Origin of the sequence: Mesorhizobium sp. LNJC405B00, assembly GCF_000502615.1 — a bacterium.
Taxonomy (GTDB): Bacteria; Pseudomonadota; Alphaproteobacteria; order Rhizobiales; family Rhizobiaceae; genus Mesorhizobium.
The window spans coordinates 1-16,365 of record NZ_AYWC01000039.1; the positions used below are offsets into that span (position 1 = coordinate 1).

At 62.2% G+C, this 16,365-nt stretch carries 16 protein-coding genes and 1 pseudogene; 13 read left to right on the plus strand and 4 right to left on the minus strand.

Translation table 11 applies throughout. The features are described 5' to 3' along the window. Positions 1 to 95 precede the first annotated feature (95 nt). The 6 genes from X756_RS136970 to X756_RS136945 all read left to right on the plus strand — a co-directional run bounded on the left by X756_RS136970 (position 96) and on the right by X756_RS136945 (position 5,685). Positions 96 to 608 (plus strand): DUF1444 family protein, encoded by a 513-nt coding sequence (locus X756_RS136970; RefSeq protein ID WP_084570006.1) that lies wholly within the window; start codon positions 96 to 98, stop codon positions 606 to 608. Between the two features lie 8 nt (positions 609 to 616). Then, on the plus strand, positions 617 to 2,224 hold the full coding sequence (locus tag X756_RS136965) for a carboxyl transferase domain-containing protein (RefSeq protein WP_023731821.1): 1,608 nt from the start codon (positions 617 to 619) through the stop codon (positions 2,222 to 2,224). Position 2,225: 1 nt separating this feature from the next. After that, positions 2,226 to 2,756, plus strand: coding sequence for an O-acetyl-ADP-ribose deacetylase (locus tag X756_RS136960; protein ID WP_023731822.1), 531 nt, complete (start codon positions 2,226 to 2,228; stop codon positions 2,754 to 2,756). Between the two features lie 120 nt (positions 2,757 to 2,876). Continuing rightward, on the plus strand, positions 2,877 to 3,251 hold the full coding sequence (locus X756_RS136955; RefSeq protein ID WP_023670207.1) for a hypothetical protein: 375 nt from the start codon (positions 2,877 to 2,879) through the stop codon (positions 3,249 to 3,251). A 45-nt stretch (positions 3,252 to 3,296) separates the two neighbouring features. Beyond that, positions 3,297 to 3,674, plus strand: a complete 378-nt coding sequence (locus X756_RS136950) for a hypothetical protein (RefSeq protein WP_023731824.1) — start codon at positions 3,297 to 3,299, stop codon at positions 3,672 to 3,674. Positions 3,675 to 3,723: 49 nt separating this feature from the next. Then, positions 3,724 to 5,685: an acetyl/propionyl/methylcrotonyl-CoA carboxylase subunit alpha gene (locus X756_RS136945; RefSeq protein WP_023731825.1), complete on the plus strand. Its 1,962-nt coding sequence runs from the start codon at positions 3,724 to 3,726 to the stop codon at positions 5,683 to 5,685. A gap of 66 nt (positions 5,686 to 5,751) precedes the next feature. Here X756_RS136945 and X756_RS00695 read toward each other — a convergent pair. Both X756_RS00695 and X756_RS136940 read right to left on the minus strand, forming a co-directional pair. Beyond that, a pseudogene (locus X756_RS00695) lies at positions 5,752 to 6,880 on the minus strand (branched-chain amino acid ABC transporter substrate-binding protein). Between the two features lie 386 nt (positions 6,881 to 7,266). Next, the gene (locus tag X756_RS136940) at positions 7,267 to 7,533 is read right to left on the minus strand and encodes a sel1 repeat family protein (RefSeq protein WP_006199745.1); all 267 of its coding nucleotides are present in this window, start codon (positions 7,531 to 7,533) and stop codon (positions 7,267 to 7,269) included. A gap of 437 nt (positions 7,534 to 7,970) precedes the next feature. Here X756_RS136940 and X756_RS136930 point away from each other — a divergent pair, with 437 nt between their 5' ends. The 5 genes from X756_RS136930 (at position 7,971) to X756_RS136915 (ending at position 11,817) form a co-directional block, all read left to right on the plus strand. Further along, entirely contained in the window at positions 7,971 to 8,312 is a 342-nt protein-coding gene (locus X756_RS136930) for a DUF2147 domain-containing protein (RefSeq protein WP_023731827.1), read from the plus strand. A gap of 226 nt (positions 8,313 to 8,538) precedes the next feature. Continuing rightward, on the plus strand, positions 8,539 to 8,691 hold the full coding sequence (locus tag X756_RS1000000169580; RefSeq protein WP_023670201.1) for a hypothetical protein: 153 nt from the start codon (positions 8,539 to 8,541) through the stop codon (positions 8,689 to 8,691). 39 nt (positions 8,692 to 8,730) lie between these two features. Further along, the gene (locus X756_RS136925) at positions 8,731 to 8,925 is read left to right on the plus strand and encodes a hypothetical protein (protein ID WP_023670200.1); all 195 of its coding nucleotides are present in this window, start codon (positions 8,731 to 8,733) and stop codon (positions 8,923 to 8,925) included. Positions 8,926 to 9,202: 277 nt separating this feature from the next. Beyond that, positions 9,203 to 10,663, plus strand: coding sequence for an AMP nucleosidase (locus X756_RS136920; RefSeq protein ID WP_023731828.1), 1,461 nt, complete (start codon positions 9,203 to 9,205; stop codon positions 10,661 to 10,663). Positions 10,664 to 10,815: 152 nt separating this feature from the next. Continuing rightward, entirely contained in the window at positions 10,816 to 11,817 is a 1,002-nt protein-coding gene (locus tag X756_RS136915; RefSeq protein WP_245263126.1) for an endonuclease/exonuclease/phosphatase family protein, read from the plus strand. A gap of 25 nt (positions 11,818 to 11,842) precedes the next feature. Here X756_RS136915 and X756_RS136910 read toward each other — a convergent pair whose 3' ends face one another. Both X756_RS136910 and X756_RS136905 read right to left on the minus strand, forming a co-directional pair. Continuing rightward, the gene (locus tag X756_RS136910; RefSeq protein ID WP_348529062.1) at positions 11,843 to 12,589 is read right to left on the minus strand and encodes a DUF922 domain-containing protein; all 747 of its coding nucleotides are present in this window, start codon (positions 12,587 to 12,589) and stop codon (positions 11,843 to 11,845) included. Beyond that, the gene (locus X756_RS136905; protein ID WP_023731829.1) at positions 12,586 to 14,265 is read right to left on the minus strand and encodes an electron transfer flavoprotein-ubiquinone oxidoreductase; all 1,680 of its coding nucleotides are present in this window, start codon (positions 14,263 to 14,265) and stop codon (positions 12,586 to 12,588) included. Before X756_RS136905 ends, X756_RS136910 begins: the two co-directional genes overlap by 4 nt. A 302-nt stretch (positions 14,266 to 14,567) precedes the next feature. Here X756_RS136905 and X756_RS136900 point away from each other — a divergent pair, with 302 nt between their 5' ends. Next, positions 14,568 to 15,122 carry a hypothetical protein gene (locus X756_RS136900; RefSeq protein WP_023698594.1) on the plus strand — a complete coding sequence of 185 codons (555 nt, stop codon included), beginning with the start codon at positions 14,568 to 14,570 and terminating at the stop codon, positions 15,120 to 15,122. Between the two features lie 141 nt (positions 15,123 to 15,263). Beyond that, positions 15,264 to 16,142, plus strand: coding sequence for a uracil-DNA glycosylase (locus tag X756_RS136895; protein WP_023731830.1), 879 nt, complete (start codon positions 15,264 to 15,266; stop codon positions 16,140 to 16,142). Positions 16,143 to 16,365: the final 223 nt, after the last annotated feature.

Sequence of the window (16,365 nt, forward strand, 5' to 3'; positions counted from 1 at the left end):
CATCTGCAAAATCTGGACAAAAGAGCCCGAACGATTCAGGCTCGATCCAACCCATCAAACCTTGGGACTAAACACCTAGGGCGAGTGAAGAAAGTCTGATCGCGGTGATACGGACCCAGCAGTATGTCGAGCACCTCAAATCGATGGGTTTAGATTTATTGTGCGAACCGCTGGTTGGTGAAATTGCGGTCGTATACATGGCCGACCTTCCCAATTCAGTCTCACCTGTTGCTCCAAAGGACTTCCCCGGCCGGGCGCTTTCGGATTTGCGCGATGTGGCACTAGGCAATGTGAAGAAATGGCTGCCGAAAATTGTCTCCGACGGCCAGATTGGCACATCTTATCTCTATTACGTCGACGGCAATACGATGCTCTCCACGAGCCTTGTGCTGCTCGACGAGTTCTGGCTGTCGATCAAAGCACAGTTTCCCGGCGATGTTTTATTTGCGCTGCCGCGCCGGGATCAATTGTTCATCTTCGATGCGAGCAATCCGCAGGCCCAAAGCGCGGCCAGACAGATGATCGACGTCACGTTCGAGGATGACTTCAATCTGCTATCCGATAAAATTTTCGAACGCCGCAACGGCAAACTCCTAGCCCAGATGTAGAGCTCGAAATGGCCGTACTCCAGACCCAGATCTCGCCCTCCTCCGAGACCTTCCGCGCCAATGCCGAGCGCATGCGGGCACTGGTTGCCGACATTGCGGACAAGGCGGCAACCGTCGAGCGCGGTGGCTCGGAGGAGGCGCGCGAGCGTCATGTTTCGCGCGGCAAGCTGTTGCCGCGCGAGCGGCTGGCGCAGTTGCTCGACACCGGCTCGCCCTTCCTCGAGATCGGCCAGTTCGCGGCATGGTCCATGTATGGCGAGGAGATTTCCTCGGCCGGCCTCATCGCCGGCGTCGGCCGTGTCGAAGGCACCGAGGTGATGGTCGTGGTCAACGACGCCACGGTGAAGGGCGGCACCTATTATCCGCTCACGGTGAAGAAGCATTTGCGCGCACAGGAGATCGCGCTGCAAAACAATCTGCCTTGCGTCTATCTGGTCGACAGCGGCGGCGCCAACCTGCCTAATCAGGACGAGGTGTTTCCCGATCGCGAGCATTTCGGCCGCATCTTCTACAACCAGGCCAACATGTCGGCGGCCGGCATTCCGCAGATCGCCTGCGTTATGGGCTCATGTACTGCGGGCGGCGCCTATGTGCCGGCAATGTCGGACGAGACGATCATGGTGCGCAACCAGGCGACCATTTTTCTCGGCGGCCCGCCTCTGGTGAAGGCGGCTACGGGCGAGGATGTCAGCGCCGAGGAGCTTGGCGGCGCCGACGTGCACACCAGGCTGTCCGGTGTCGCCGACCACTATGCGCTGGACGACGAACATGCCCTGGCCATCTGCCGGCGCATCGTCAAAAATCTCAACCGGCGCAAGACTGTAAGCCTGACCTTACAGAAACCCATGCCGCCGCTTCATGACGCGCAGGAACTCTACGGCATCGTGCCGACGGATCTGCGCCAGCCCTATGATGTGCGCGAGGTGATCGCGCGCGTCGTCGACGGCTCCGAGTTCGACGAGTTCAAGCAGAATTACGGCACCACGCTGGTCACCGGCTTTGCCCATCTTCAGGGCATGCCGGTCGGCATCATCGCCAACAATGGCGTGCTGTTTTCCGAAAGTGCTGTGAAGGGCGCGCATTTCATCGAACTGTGCTGCCAGCGCAAGATCCCGCTGATCTTCCTGCAGAACATCACCGGCTTCATGGTCGGGCGAAAATACGAGGCCGGCGGCATCGCCAAGGACGGCGCCAAGCTGGTGATGGCGGTCGCCACCGCCAAGGTGCCGAAGGTGACGATGATCATCGGCGGGTCGTTCGGCGCCGGCAATTACGGCATGTGCGGCCGCGCCTACTCGCCGCGCTTCCTGTGGATGTGGCCGAACGCGCGCATTTCGGTGATGGGCGGCGAACAGGCGGCGACCGTGCTGGCGGTGGTCAAGCGCGAGGGCATCGAGCGCAAGGGCGGTGAGTGGAGCGCGGACGAGGAAGCGAAATTCAAGAAGCCGATCCTGATGAAATACGAGCATGAGGGCCACCCGCTCTACTCCTCGGCGCGGCTGTGGGACGACGGCATCATCGATCCGGCGAAAACGCGCGAAGTGCTCGCGCTCAGCCTTTCGGCCGCGCTCAACGCCGACATCGAAGAAACGAAGTTCGGCGTGTTCAGGATGTAGGATGAGCAAGTTCGGCGAACGGATACATGTCCACACCGGCGACATCACCAGGCTTGCGGTCGATGCCATCGTCAACGCCGCCAATTCCTCGCTGCTGGGCGGCGGCGGCGTCGACGGCGCCATTCACCGCGCCGCAGGCCCGGAGCTCGAATTCGAATGCCGGATGCTGAACGGCTGCAAGGTCGGCGAAGCAAAGCTTACCAAGGGCTATCACCTGCCGGCACGTTACATCATCCACACGGTCGGACCTGTCTGGCAAGGCGGCGGAAAAGGCGAAGCCGGGCTGCTCGCCTCCTGCTATATCAGGTCGCTCGAAATCGCCGCCGCCAGGGATTGCCGGACTGTGGCATTTCCGGCGATCTCCACCGGCATCTACCGTTATCCGAAAAATGAGGCGACGCAGATTGCCGTTGGCATCGCAGGTACCTTCGTCGGACAGAACTCAACGCCCGAAACAGTTATTTTCTGCTGCTTCGACGAGCCAACAGCTCAACTATACCGACAAGCCGTTGCTGCCATTGGAGGATGCTAGTCTGCATGGATAAGATGGTTCATCCACCTACGCAAAAGCAATTTTCGGTGAGCAGGCTGGCGGTACTGGAGAATAGACGCTATTGTTCATCCCGCATTGGGCAACGGGGATGGGGTAAAGATGAGGCCGAAATATTCGGGAAAAACGACTGCGTCGGTACTTGCAGTCTTGCTTATATTTGCGGTACCCGGCGTTGGCGCCGCGGCATCGCTGGCGGGAAGCAAAGGCGACATTCATTTCTATCCGTATTTGCCGAAAAGCCCGAAAGACCAGTGCACCATGGCTTACAACGCCTATGTGGCCGCCGGCGGCCATTCGGCCTATGCGACCACGCCCTATGCCCGGATCCGTTCGTTGTACATCATCTGCGGCTCGGGCTTGAATGCACCGTCACAGAAGGCTGCCGAAGAACGGGCGATGAAATCCTGCGAGTCCGCCCGCAGCCATTACAAGGTCATTACAGGTGCGGGCTGCGAAGTTGCGGCATCGAAGTAGGCCGACAAGCATCGGCTTGGGCATTTTTCAAATGGGCGGAGCAATATGAAATCGACACGCATCAAACGAATTACTGTATCGGTGCTTGCCGGCCTGCTCGTATTTACGGCATCCGGTATCGGGGCGGCTGGATCGCTGGCGGGCAGCAAGGGAGACACCCGATTCTGGCCTCCGTTGTCACTGAATCCAAAGGAGCCCTGCACGAAGTCGTACAACGCCTATGTCGCGGCGAGTGGCCACTCGGCCTACGCGACCACATTCTACTCGCGCGTCGACGATCTTTACATCATCTGCGGTGCGCGGCTGAACGCGCCATCTCAGAAGGCCGCGGAAGAGTTGGCGTTGCGAAGCTGTCAGGTTGGCCTGAAAAAGTGGAAGGTTCAGACCGCGAGCGGCGGCTGCAAAATCGCGGCTTCGAAATAGGCTCATTCCTGCCAGACCGGCGCCGCCCGAGACAAACTCTGGAGGCTCCATGTTCGCCAAGATCCTGATCGCCAATCGCGGCGAGATCGCCTGCCGGGTGATACGCACGGCCAGAAAGATGGGGGTGCGCACGGTTGCTGTCTATTCCGACGCGGACGCCAAGGCTCTGCATGTCGAAATGGCCGACGAGGCGGTGCATATCGGCGCCTCGCCGGTCGGCGAAAGCTATCTTCGCGGCGACAAGATTGTTGCGGCGGCGCTAGCGACCGGCGCCGAAGCAATTCACCCCGGCTATGGCTTCCTCTCGGAAAACCCTGATTTCGTCGACCAGGTGACAGCGGCAGGGCTCACCTTCATTGGGCCGTCGGCCGCCTCGATCCGCGCCATGGGCCTGAAGGACGCGGCCAAGCGGCTGATGGAGAAAGCCGGCGTGCCGGTGGTGCCGGGCTATCATGGCGAGGCGCAGGAGATCGTGCTGCTGGCGTCCAAGGCGCGTGAGATCGGCTATCCCGTTCTGATCAAGGCGCGCGCCGGCGGTGGCGGCAAGGGCATGCGCCGGGTCGAACATCCCGACGATTTCTCCGAGGCGCTGTCGGGCGCACGGCGCGAGGCCAAGGCCGCGTTCGGCGACGATCGCGTGCTGGTCGAAAAATATGTCGACAAGCCGCGCCACATCGAGGTCCAGGTGTTCGGCGACAATTTTGGCAATGCCGTGCATCTCTATGAGCGCGACTGCTCGGCGCAGCGCCGCCACCAGAAGGTGATCGAGGAAGCGCCGGCGCCCGGCATGACGCCGGCGCTGCGCAAGGCGATGACGGAAGCGGCGGTCAAGGCCGCCAAGGCGATCAGCTATTCGGGCGCCGGCACCATCGAATTCATCGTCGACGCCTCGCAGGGGCTGAAGGCCGACCGTTTCTGGTTCATGGAAATGAACACCCGCCTGCAGGTCGAGCATCCCGTCACCGAAATGGTCACCGGCACCGACCTGGTCGAGTGGCAGTTGCGGGTAGCCGCCGGCGAAAAGCTGCCGAAGACGCAGAGCGAAATCACGCTTTCCGGCCACGCCTTCGAGGCGCGCATCTATGCCGAGGAAGCGGCGAAAGGGTTTCTGCCGGCGACCGGCACGCTGCATCACCTGGCGTTTCCCGACAACGCGCCCGAAGGCGCCAGCATGCGCATCGAGACCGGCGTGCGGGCCGGCGATGCGATCTCGCCCTTCTACGATCCGATGATCGCCAAGCTGGTCGTCCACGCCAAGGACAGGCAGGCGGCACTCGATGCGCTCGGGACTGCGTTGTCGCAGACCGAGATTGCCGGCTCGACCGTCAACACCGCCTTTCTCGCGGCACTTGCCGCGAACACCGATTTTTCGGCCGGCGACGTCGATACCGGCCTGATCGGCAGGCATCAGGAAGCGCTGACCGCGGTCGCCCCGCCGCGCAGCGAGATCGTTGCCGCGGCGGCCCTTGCCGCGGCGGGCGCCGGTGCCTTGCCGCCGTCGAACGATCCGTGGTCGTCGCTTGCCGGCTATGCGCATTTCCACAGCATTGCGCGCCGCACGCGCCTGCGCCATGGCGAGGACGATATACTGGCGCGTGTTTCAGTGCGGCCGGACGGGCGCTTCGAGGTGGCGCTGGACGCGCCCTATGACAGCGTCAATTCGCATGATCTTCGCGCCGCCCCTCGCCTTGCCCGCTGGCCAGGCCACGTCACCGTCTTCGAAGGCGCGGTCGGCTACAGTTTCTTCGTCCCGGATCCGCTGGCGCGCACCGACGAGGCGGCCGCCGCTTCCGGCAGCCTGCGCGCGCCGATGCCAGGCGTGGTCAAGCTGGTGCGCGCGGCAAAGGGCGAAAGGGTGATCAAGGGCCAGCCGCTACTGATCCTGGAAGCGATGAAGATGGAGCACACGATCGCGGCCAGCCATGACGGCGTGATCGCGGAAATCGCCACCGAGGGCGCGCAGGTCACCGACGGAACGGTGCTGGTGCGCTTCGTTGAAGAGGCTGCATAGCCGGCTGGAGGCTTGAACGAAAAATGGCCAGGACAAGCCCGGCCATTTCCTTGAGTACGCGGACGATTACTGCGCGATTGGCGCGTATTTGCCGTCATGCCACTGGTTGATGTCGTAGCTGGCGTTCTTCAGATCGCCCTTCTCATCAAAGGTCACGTCGCCGACCACGGTGCTGAAAGGCGTGCCGTTCTTCAGCGCTTCGGCTACCTTGACCGGATCGTCCGTTCCGGCGCGCTTGACGCCCTCTGCAAACGCCTGAACGACGGCGTAGGAGAACAGCGTAAAGCCTTCCGGCACGAAGCCGCCCGCCTTGATCTTGGCGATGGCCTCCTTGGCTTCCGGCTTGGCCTGCGGGTCCGACGGGAAGACGAACAGGGTGCCTTCACCGGCGGGGCCGGCGACCTGCCAGAATTCCGGCGAGGCGATCGAGTCCGGCATGATCAGCTGGAACTTGACGCTCTGCTCGGCCGACTGACGCAGGATAAGCCCGGCTTCCGGGTGATAGCCGCCGAAATAGACAACGTCGGCCTTGAGGTCCTTCAGCTTGGTGACGAGAGCCGAATAATCCTTCTCGCCGGCATTGATGCCTTCATAGTCGATCTCCTTGAGGCCACCGGCATTCATCGTCGCCTTCACGGCATCGGCAACGCCCTGACCGTAGGCGCTCTTGTCATGCAGGATAACGACATTCTTGCCGGCATATTTCTTGGCGATCCACGGGCCAATGAAGGCGCCCTGCGCGTCGTCACGCGTATAGAGACGCATGATCGTCGGCCAGCCGGCCTTGGCGGCGGCATCGGTCAGCTCGGGATTGGAAGAGGCCGGGCTCATCATCAGCGCGCCGGCCTCGGCGTAGACGGCGGAAGCCGGGATGCTCGAACCTGAACAGGCATGGCCGTCGATAAACTTGACGCTGTTGGCAACGATCCGGTTGGCCACCGAAACCGCCTGCTTGGGATCGCACTGGTCGTCCTCGATGTCGAGCTTGATCATCGAGCCGTTGACACCGCCGGCGGCGTTGATCGCGTCGGCGGCTGCCGTTGCGCCCTGCTTGAACTGGTCGCCGATCGTGGCGAGCTGTCCGGTCATCGGGCCGACCACCNACCACCGAAATGGTGATGTCATCGGCAAAGGCAACCGGCGCGCTCATCATCAGGCCAAATACGGCCGCGCTCAAAATACCCGTTTTTTTCATGGTGATAGAACTCCTCCCACACTCGCGCAGCCGCTCTGGCCGCGCTTCTTTCCGAAGGCGGGACAATTTCATCCTTCATTGGGCCTGTCTAGGCGCATCGGCGCCGCTCGATTGGGCCTCATCAACGCAAAAAGCCACGCCAGCCTGTTCCGGCCGGTCGTGGCTTTTTGCTCGTAGCAGTCCCCATGCGCCCCCGCGCCACGAAAACCTGCCCGCCGTCCCCATTGTGCACGACTGGACCGTGCCGGCCTGCCGCGTTCTTGTTCTTTCATGGTCGGCCGTCTTGTCGCGGCCTTGTCGTTTCACCGGTTCCGACCGTCTTTGCGGTCTTGATCCCGGGGCTTCCCTGTTTTCGATAATCTGCCTGCGATAATCTGCTCGCGATCTCAGTGCATCGTCATCCATTCGCGGGCTTCGCGCAGCGCCTTGGCGATCTCGACCTTGGACATTGCGGCCGACAGTTCCGAGCGCAGTTCCGCGGCGCGGACCGAGCCCTTGATGGCGGCGATGTTGAACCATTTGTGGGCGGCAACGACATCGGTCTCGCAATCGCGGCCGGTCGCATACATCATGCCCAGTTCGAAAAGAATGTCGGCCTGGGCAGTTGCCCCCATGGCGCCGAAGCCGGCTTCAAGCATTTCAAAACGTGCCATTTTAGTCCCCTGTCTGGCTCCCGAGAGCGGGCCTCTTCTGTCCCCCGGTGTTCCCTGGGGAGCCGCTCTTTCGATGCTTCCGAGAATGAGGCCGAGCCTTGAATCCGTCGTTAAATGGCGTGCTTAATTTGGAGAAAACAAAGCTAAAACAAGAGGTAAACGCGGAAATTCGTTAAGGATACAAAGTCAGCAATCCCGCCGTTTTTCGATCGATTTGACGAAAATTTGCAAGGCGCCGATCAACACTCTGCTAACCACGCAAACCAAAGCCAACGCCTCGATCGTTTCATTTTCACGGGCTGCGCTCTCCCGACCCCGCATGAAAATTGCGAAACCTTCCGTCGCGGCACGCTTTTGTTTTGCCGGGAGCTGGATTAGCTTACGTTTGCGTAAGCGGCAGAGAGGCGGCTGCCCCATCTAAACCAGGGAGGACAGATATGTTTCGCAAAGTGAGCTTGGCCCTGGCGGCCGCCGTGATGATGGCTGGTGCGGCTTGGGCCGATCCGATCGAAGGCAATTGGAAGACACAAGCCGGCGACACAGCAGTAATCGGCGGCAGCGGTTCATTCTCTATCACGCTGAAGACCGGCAAATATGCCGGGAAGACCATCGGTTCGCTCAAGGCGGCCGGGGGCAACAAATATGCCGGCAACATCACCGATCCGGCAAACGACAAGACCTATTCGGGCAAGGCAACACTGTCGGGCACCTCGCTCAAGATGAGCGGCTGCGTGCTCGGCGGGCTGATCTGCAAGAGCCAGACCTGGCACAAGCTCTGATCTTGCTGCTTTGAGTTGACCAACGGGGCCTTCACAGGCCCCGTTTTCTTTTGCAGGACGGTCCGCGCCATAGCGACGACCGTGCCGTTTGCGGCGGCGCAAACCCGAACCGATGCTCTCCCTAAAACATCGTCAATCACTTTGAACCGCAGATGAACGTCGGCATCAGCGCCGGTTCAGTCGCATCAGGGCATTTTGATGGCGTGTTCAAGGAGACACTCCGCAAATGCTCGCTCGCCGCTTCACCATCGTCTGCCTGTTGATGAGCCTGTTCGGGATGCTCTTCGCCATCCTCGTGGCCGAATCCGGCCGTCCGGCCCGTTCCTGGGATGCAGCCAGTTCCTGCCAATTCGATTGCATGAACCATTTTCGCCCCTGAGACGACAAAGACATAGATCCAAACAGAAAAGCAAAAGCCATGAACCGCATCGCCATCAACGCCCTCCAGACCCTTCGGCTCCTGCCGCGGGCGGCGCTCGTCCTGGTCGTGCTGTCGGCGCCGGTCCTGGCCATGCCAATGATGCGGGCCAATGCCGACACGACGATCGACGCGCCGGCGACGAAGAAGCATGGCGTCGGCTTTGTCTTGCTGGTCAGTCTGCAGCGCGGGTAAGGTGTGCCGGTATTAAGGTGATGCCGGCCTGCAAGTGGCGGCCTTGGTGCTCACATGCTTCGAGTACGCTCCGCTCCGGTTCTCGAAGCCAACCAGTTTGGTCGCTTCGCGCCCGTCCTCGACTCCGGCTCAGCCTTACCTGAATCTCAGCACACCTTGGGCGTGGACGAATAAATCGACCACTTGGCGGCCACCCTCCCCTCCCAAGTGCGGCCTCAAGTCTCTATATTGAGCCATGGAAAAGCGAATCTACCCACAAGCTATCGAATCGGTCGTCATGCCGGAGCCTTTCGGCAAGCAGAGCTTCGACGACGCCAAAAAGGCCGTGGCCGCCTTGCAGGTGCTCTACGACCGCAACACCAAGTTTCTGCGCGACTCCTTTGCCACGCTTGCCGCCGGCGGCGACGAAAGCAAGCGCTACCGCGCCTTCTACCCGGAGATCGGCGTCACCACCAATTCGTTCACCCAGATCGACTCGCGCCAGGCCTACGGCCACATGCCGACCCCCGGGCATTTCTCGACCACCATCACCCAGCCGGTGCTGTTCGAACGCTATCTCGTAGAGCAGCTTCGCCTGATCATGCGCAATCACGGCGTGCCGGTAACGGTTTCGGAATCGACCACGCCGATCCCGCTGCATTTCGCGTTCCTTGAAGGAACCCATGTCGATGGCGCCGCCGCCGACCGCATCAAACGGCCGATCCGCGACCTGTTCGACGTGCCGGATCTCGACGGCACCGACGACCAGATCGCCAACGGTACCTTCGAGGTCGCGTTCGGCGAACCAAGGCCGCTGGCGCCGTTCACGGCGCAGCGCATCGACTATTCGCTGCACCGCATGACGCACTACACGGCGACCAGCCCGCAGCATTTCCAGAACTTCGTGCTGTTCACCAACTACCAGTTCTACATCGACGAGTTCGTCGCCCGAGCGCGGGCCCAGATGGCTGAAGGCGGCCACGGCTATACCGAATTCGTCGAACCGGGCAATGTCATCACCAAGGCAGGGCAAAACGCGCCCAGCGAAGGCGTGGCGGCGCCGCGCCTGCCTCAGATGCCAGCCTATCATCTGAAGAAGCCGAACCATGGCGGCATCACCATGGTCAACATCGGCGTCGGCCCGTCCAACGCCAAGACGATCACCGACCATGTCGCGGTGCTGCGGCCACATGCATGGCTGATGCTCGGCCATTGCGCCGGCCTGCGCAACACTCAGGCGCTGGGCGACTATGTGCTGGCGCATGCCTATGTCCGGGAAGACCATGTGCTGGACGATGACCTGCCGGTGTGGGTGCCGATACCGCCGCTGGCCGAGATCCAGGTGGCGCTGCAGGAGGCGGTCGCCGAAGTCACCGGACTTTCCGGCTACGATCTCAAGCGCATCATGCGCACCGGCACCGTCGCCACCATCGACAACCGCAACTGGGAACTGCGCGACCAGCGCGGACCGGTGCAGCGGCTGTCGCAGTCGCGCGCCATCGCGCTCGATATGGAATCGGCCACGATCGCCGCCAATGGCTTCCGCTTCCGCGTGCCCTACGGCACGCTGCTTTGCGTCTCCGACAAGCCGCTGCATGGCGAGTTGAAGCTGCCCGGCATGGCGACAGAATTCTACAAGCGGCAAGTGGCGCAGCATCTGACCATCGGCATCAAGGCGATGGAGAAGCTGGCGGAAATGCCGATGGAACGGTTGCATTCGCGCAAGCTGAGAAGCTTTTCGGAGACGGCCTTTCAGTAGACCGGCTTGCCGTAAATGTTTGCCGCGAGGCGTTTCGTCATCTTGATTGGGCCGCATTTCAGCCGATAAAGGCCTGATACCTCGGCAATGTATTACCCGGTCTATGGGCAAAACCCGGTCTGATGGCACGCGTGCGAAAGATGATGGCTTCAATGGCGTTCCTGGCAATGCTCGGCCTCTCGGCCGCGCTTGTAGCCGGGTTCTTTGGCGCACTGCATCCGGCCTTCGATTCCTTCGCCCATTTCCGCATCCATTTTGCCGTGCTGATGGGGCTGATTGCGCTGCCGCTGCTCGCCACCTCGTTTCGCCTGCAGGCGGGCGTGGGCCTGCTGCTGGCCGTGGCCGCCTTCGCCAGCACGTTGAGCACCTTGCCGCGCCTGTGGCCGGTGCAGGCCGCCAATGACGCCGCGCCCGGCAACGAACCGGTCTACCGGCTGCTGCAGATGAACCTGCGTTTCAACAATCCGACACCCAAGAAGGTTCTTTCGCTGATCGCCAGGACCAACCCGGACGTGATCACGCTCGACGAAGTATCGGCCATGTGGGCGACCGAACTCGGCTATATCGAGAACGCCTATCCCTATCGCATCCTGTGCGCCCATCCCGACGGCGTGTGGGGCGTGGCGCTTTTGTCCCGGCGACCTTTTGCGGCCGGCACCGAGCCGCATTGCGAACCGCGCGGCGCGATGGCGGCCGCCACCGTCGATTTCGGCGGCACTCCGGTCGATGTCGCGGCGATCCATTTGAGCTGGCCGTGGCCGAAGGAACAATACTGGCAGATCGGCGAGTTGACCGAGACGCTCACCTCGCTCGGCGAGACGGCGATCATGGCCGGCGACTGCAATGCCGTGCCGTGGAGCGCCGCGGTACGGCGCGTTGCCTCGCTCGGCGGACTGACCGTGATGCCGTCGGCCGGACCGACCTGGATCCACCGGACCCTGCCCGATTTCCTGCGGCGCTATGTGGGCCTGCCGATCGACCAGGTGTTTTCGAAGGGCGGGGTGACCATCCTGTCGTCGACGCAGATGGAAGAGACCGGCTCCGACCATCTGCCGGTGATGGTGGAATTTTCATTGATGCGCGACGAGACCAAGCCGGTCGACGAGGATTCTACCGCGACTGTGTCGCTGATCCAGCCCAGCATGGGCGGCTAGATCGTACGCCACGGGGCTTACGGTTTCACAAGCCTACCAAGGCCTCGATGATGCGCTCGACATGGCCGCCTTCACTGTGCTCGCGCGCGTCGAACGCGATCTGTTTTGCCTCATAGAGCTTGGAAGTGGCTTGCAAGCGCCGCGTGGCTTCGACGCGCGTTTTGTTGCATTGCGGATCGTTGGCAAATTTCAGGCCGCGAACCGACCGCTCGGCAGCCTGCATCATCTGCCCGGCGATACGGCCATGGGTTCCTTCATGAGCGAGAACGCCTGTGAAAAACCGGTTCCAGCGTTTGCGCAGCGCCGGCGTGACGGCCGAGGCGACGCGCGGGTAGGTGTAGGCGATGTTGAGCGTTCCATTGGCCTGGCGCAGGCGGCAGACGCCGTTGACCTGACCCACGTCCAGGCTCCAGTCGGCGGTGTAGCTTGTCTGCGCGATGGCGTGGGTCATGAAACCGTGCTTGGGGCCCCTGCGGTTCATGGCGATAACCAGACCGGCACCTGTCGTGCCGGTGATGTCATAGGTTCGCGTCTTGACGACGGTTTTCACCCCCGCCGACGCCATCCCGACGACGCCGCAGGCCGCGCTTACGACGGCGACGCAAAACAAGACCACCACGCGCATGCCATTTTCCCCATGGACGCGGCAATGAGACCACAAGCAGACGACGGTTTCAACAATCTTTGGCGCCGAGCGCCTTACATGCCTTGGTAAACCCGGCCATCGCCGCCATTTTTGCTGGTTGAGACGGCCCCGGTCGGTGAGGCTCACATGCCCTGATAGACCGGGCCTTCGCCGCCTTGTGGCGGCACCCAGTTGATGTTCTGGTTGGGATCCTTGATGTCGCAGGTCTTGCAGTGCACGCAGTTCTGCGCGTTGATGACGAAACGCACATCCTTGTCAGACGGATCGGCGGCGGCGTTGCCGTCCTTGTCGACCCATTCGTAAACACCGGCCGGGCAATAGCGGGTCGAAGGCCCGGCAAAGACATCATGCTCGGAACGCTTCTGCAACTCCATGTCGCCGACGATGAGATGCACCGGCTCGTTTTCCTCGTGATTGGTGTTGGACAGGAACACCGAGGACAGGCGGTCGAAGGTCAGCACGCCGTCCGCTTTGGGATAGGCGATCTTCTTGTGCTTGGCCGCGGGCTCAAGCGTGGCATAATCGGCCTTGCCATGTTTCAGCGTGCCGAAGGGCGAGAAGCCGAACAGCGTGTTCAGCCACATGTCGAGACCACCGAGGCCGACGCCGATAATGGTGCCGAAGCGCGACCAGAGCGGCTTGACGTTGCGGACCTTCTTCAAATCCTTGCCGATATCGGTCGCGCGCCAGGCGTCCTCATAAGACGACAGTTCGTCATTGGCGCGGCCGGAGCCGATCGCTTGCGCGACATGCTCGGCCGCCAGCATGCCGGACAGCACCGCATTGTGCGAACCCTTGATGCGCGGCACGTTGACGAAGCCCGCCGCACACCCCATCAGCACGCCGCCGGGGAAGGAGAGTTTCGGCACCGACTGCCAGCCGCCTTCGGTAATGGCGCGCGCGCCGTAGCCGATGCGCTTGGCGCCCTCGAAGGTGCGCGATATCGCCGGATGCGTCTTGAAGCGTTGGAATTCCTCGAAGGGCGACAGCCAGGGGTTCTTGTAGTTGAGATGCAGGACGAAGCCGACCGCGACCTGGTTATCCTCGAGGTGGTAGAGGAAGGAGCCGCCGCCTGTCTTCAGGTCGAGCGGCCAGCCGAAGGAGTGCTGCACCAGGCCCGGCCGGTGGTTCTCGGGCTTGACCTGCCACAGCTCCTTGAGGCCGATGCCGTATTTGCCGGGCTCACGGCCGTCGGACAGTTTGTATTTTGCGATCAGCTGCTTGGACAGCGAACCGCGCGCGCCCTCGCCGATCAGCACGTATTTGCCCATCAGCGCCATGCCCGGCGCAAAGCCCGGGCCATGTGTGCCGTCTTTTTCGACGCCCATGTCGCCGGTGACGACGCCCGTGACCGCGCCGGCATCGTTGTAGACGAGGCTGGCGGCAGCAAAGCCCGGATAGATTTCGACGCCTAGCGCTTCAGCCTTGGTTGCCAGCCAGCGGCAGACATTGCCGAGCGAGACGATGTAGTTGCCGTGATTGTTCATCAGCGGCGGCATCAGGATATTGGGCAGACGGAACGAGCCGGCGGGGCCGAGCACCAGGAAATCGTCGGCCGTAACCGGCGTCTTGAAGGGGTGGCCATCTTCCTCGCGCCAGCCCGGCAACAGGCGGTCGATGCCTATGGGATCGACGACGGCGCCTGACAGAATGTGGGCACCAACCTCGCCGCCCTTTTCCAACACCACGACGGAAAGCTCGGGATTGACCTGCTTGAGACGGATCGCTGCGGCAAGGCCCGCCGGGCCGGCCCCGACGATGACCACGTCGAATTCCATGCTCTCGCGTTCGATCTCGCTCATCAACCCCTCCGCTCTGGCCAACCGTTTCCGGCATTTTGCTGGCTCCTGCGCTGCATAGCGCATCAATCAGCGACAGGAAACCGGCGCTGACGTGACAATGCCGATTTCGACAAAAAGTCGCGGATGACAACTCTGCCGCAACCGTTTTGCGCGCGCCCGCGCTCAGCGTCCCATATTTTAATTGTTCGACGGCTCTCTTGTCGGCCATACTTATTTCCATGCGCACGCCGTCCGGCTATTCATTGACGCGCTTCCCCCTTCCGCCCGGCCGGACCTGCCGAGCGATCCTTCTCGCCCTTTCAATGCTTACGCCGGTTCGCGCTCAGGCCGAGCCGGTGAAGGTGTGGGCGACCGGCGCCTATTCCTTTTCCGACGAGCTTGGCGGTTTCCACATCACCGGCGCCTCGGGCACCGGCACCAAGGAAGATCCGTTGGTCATCTCCGAGGAGCTGAATTCGTCGACGCCGGTGACGCTCACCATCCGCACCACCAAACCGATCCAGCCGTTCAGCACCAACGGCGAATTCGCCAACGGCATCCTGTACATGCGTATCGAGGTGCTCAACAACAGCGGCCAGGCCTGGGTCGAATTCCAGTTCGAGCTGCAGGAGATACTCAACCAGCCGAGCGTGTTCGGCGACGGCCTGTCCTTCGACCAGCGCAACAAGACGCCCGACAACATCCTGTCGAGCGCGTACGCCGATTTCGACCGCGATTTCGAACCCTATGACCGGCTCTTGTTCAAGAGTGGACAGATCGACCCGCTGAAGAGGGGACGCTTCGAGTTTCTGATCACCGACTACACGCCGCGCTGGACGTTCTATCTGGTGCAGGATCCGCGGATACCGACGGGGTAAGCGGCAGACGCCGTGAAAATCGCCACGAAATGCCCTTCGTGATTGGCGAAAGCCGACGAGCGCGTAATCTCCCTCCTTGAGGGGGAGATTACTAACCGCCCAACCTTGCAAATCGTCTCTCGGCGGACGAATGTGCCCGGCATGACTGCCGCCTCCCCCAACAACCGATCCGACCTGGCCGAGTTGCTCGCCTTCTACGCCTCTGCCGGTGTCGACGAAGCGTTGGAGGACGCGCCGGTGAACCGGTTTGCCGGGGCAGCACCGGAGCGCCCCGAGCGCACAACGGCGCCTGCCGCGCCGCCTCGCGAAAACAAGTTTCCGGAACAAGCCGCCGCCAGCCCCGGGCTGGACGCAAGCCGGGTGCCGGACGCGCCGGCGCGTTCCGTTCCGGCCATGGCGACGGTGCCCGACGAGGCACAGGCGGCCCTGGCCCGGCAAATGGCGGCAAGTGCCTCGACGCTCGACGAACTGCGCCAGCACATGGCGTCGTTCGATGGCTGCAACCTCAAATTCACCGCCAAGAACCTGGTCTTTGCCGACGGCAATCCGGAAGGTTTGGTGATGTTGGTCGGCGAGGCGCCCGGCCGCGACGAGGATATTGAGGGCCTGCCCTTCGTCGGCCGCTCCGGCCGGCTGCTCGACCGCATGCTGGGGGCGATCGGGCTTGACCGGACTTCGGTCTATATCGCCAACGTCATTCCCTGGCGGCCGCCCGGCAACCGCACGCCGACGCCGCACGAGACCGAAATCTGCCGCCCCTTCATCGAGCGGCAGATCGAGCTGGTCAATCCGAAGGTGCTGGTCAATCTCGGCGGCCCTTCGGCCAAAACCCTGCTCAACACGACCGAGGGCATTCTGCGCCTGCGCGGCAATTGGCAGGTGCACACGACGGTGTCGGGCACTGCCATTCCGGCCATGCCGACGCTGCACCCGGCCTATCTCTTGCGGACGCCGGCGCACAAGAAACTGGCGTGGCGGGATTTTCTCGAGGTGAAGGCGAAGTTGCGGGAGCTGGGCTAGCTGATCTCCCCCTTGAGGGCCCTTGGAGGGGGAGATGTCGCCGAAGGCGACTGTGGGGTCGTTGCGCGTGGAGCGCCAACGTCCATTTCCGTAAGAAGGTCGCATCCCGTCGAACCCCTTCTGGCCTGCCGGCCATCTCCCCCTCAAAGGCATAGGCGCTAAGATAGCTTTGGCATGGACTGAAACTTGCGCTTTCGTGGTGGTTCGCGCCAGCGATATCGCA

Bases quoted from the DNA above. Each gene is read 5' to 3' on its own strand.
- X756_RS136965 (WP_023731821.1), top strand. From the start codon at position 617: ATGGCCGTACTCCAGACCCAGATCTCGCCCTCCTCCGAGACCTTCCGC.
- X756_RS136960 (WP_023731822.1), top strand. From the start codon at position 2,226: ATGAGCAAGTTCGGCGAACGGATACATGTCCACACCGGCGACATCACC.
- X756_RS136955 (WP_023670207.1), top strand. From the start codon at position 2,877: ATGAGGCCGAAATATTCGGGAAAAACGACTGCGTCGGTACTTGCAGTC.
- X756_RS136950 (WP_023731824.1), top strand. From the start codon at position 3,297: ATGAAATCGACACGCATCAAACGAATTACTGTATCGGTGCTTGCCGGC.
- X756_RS136945 (WP_023731825.1), top strand. From the start codon at position 3,724: ATGTTCGCCAAGATCCTGATCGCCAATCGCGGCGAGATCGCCTGCCGG.
- X756_RS136940 (WP_006199745.1), bottom strand. From the start codon at position 7,533: ATGGCACGTTTTGAAATGCTTGAAGCCGGCTTCGGCGCCATGGGGGCA.
- X756_RS136930 (WP_023731827.1), top strand. From the start codon at position 7,971: ATGTTTCGCAAAGTGAGCTTGGCCCTGGCGGCCGCCGTGATGATGGCT.
- X756_RS1000000169580 (WP_023670201.1), top strand. From the start codon at position 8,539: ATGCTCGCTCGCCGCTTCACCATCGTCTGCCTGTTGATGAGCCTGTTC.
- X756_RS136925 (WP_023670200.1), top strand. From the start codon at position 8,731: ATGAACCGCATCGCCATCAACGCCCTCCAGACCCTTCGGCTCCTGCCG.
- X756_RS136920 (WP_023731828.1), top strand. From the start codon at position 9,203: ATGCCGGAGCCTTTCGGCAAGCAGAGCTTCGACGACGCCAAAAAGGCC.
- X756_RS136915 (WP_245263126.1), top strand. From the start codon at position 10,816: ATGGCGTTCCTGGCAATGCTCGGCCTCTCGGCCGCGCTTGTAGCCGGG.
- X756_RS136905 (WP_023731829.1), bottom strand. From the start codon at position 14,265: ATGAGCGAGATCGAACGCGAGAGCATGGAATTCGACGTGGTCATCGTC.
- X756_RS136900 (WP_023698594.1), top strand. From the start codon at position 14,568: ATGCTTACGCCGGTTCGCGCTCAGGCCGAGCCGGTGAAGGTGTGGGCG.
- X756_RS136895 (WP_023731830.1), top strand. From the start codon at position 15,264: ATGACTGCCGCCTCCCCCAACAACCGATCCGACCTGGCCGAGTTGCTC.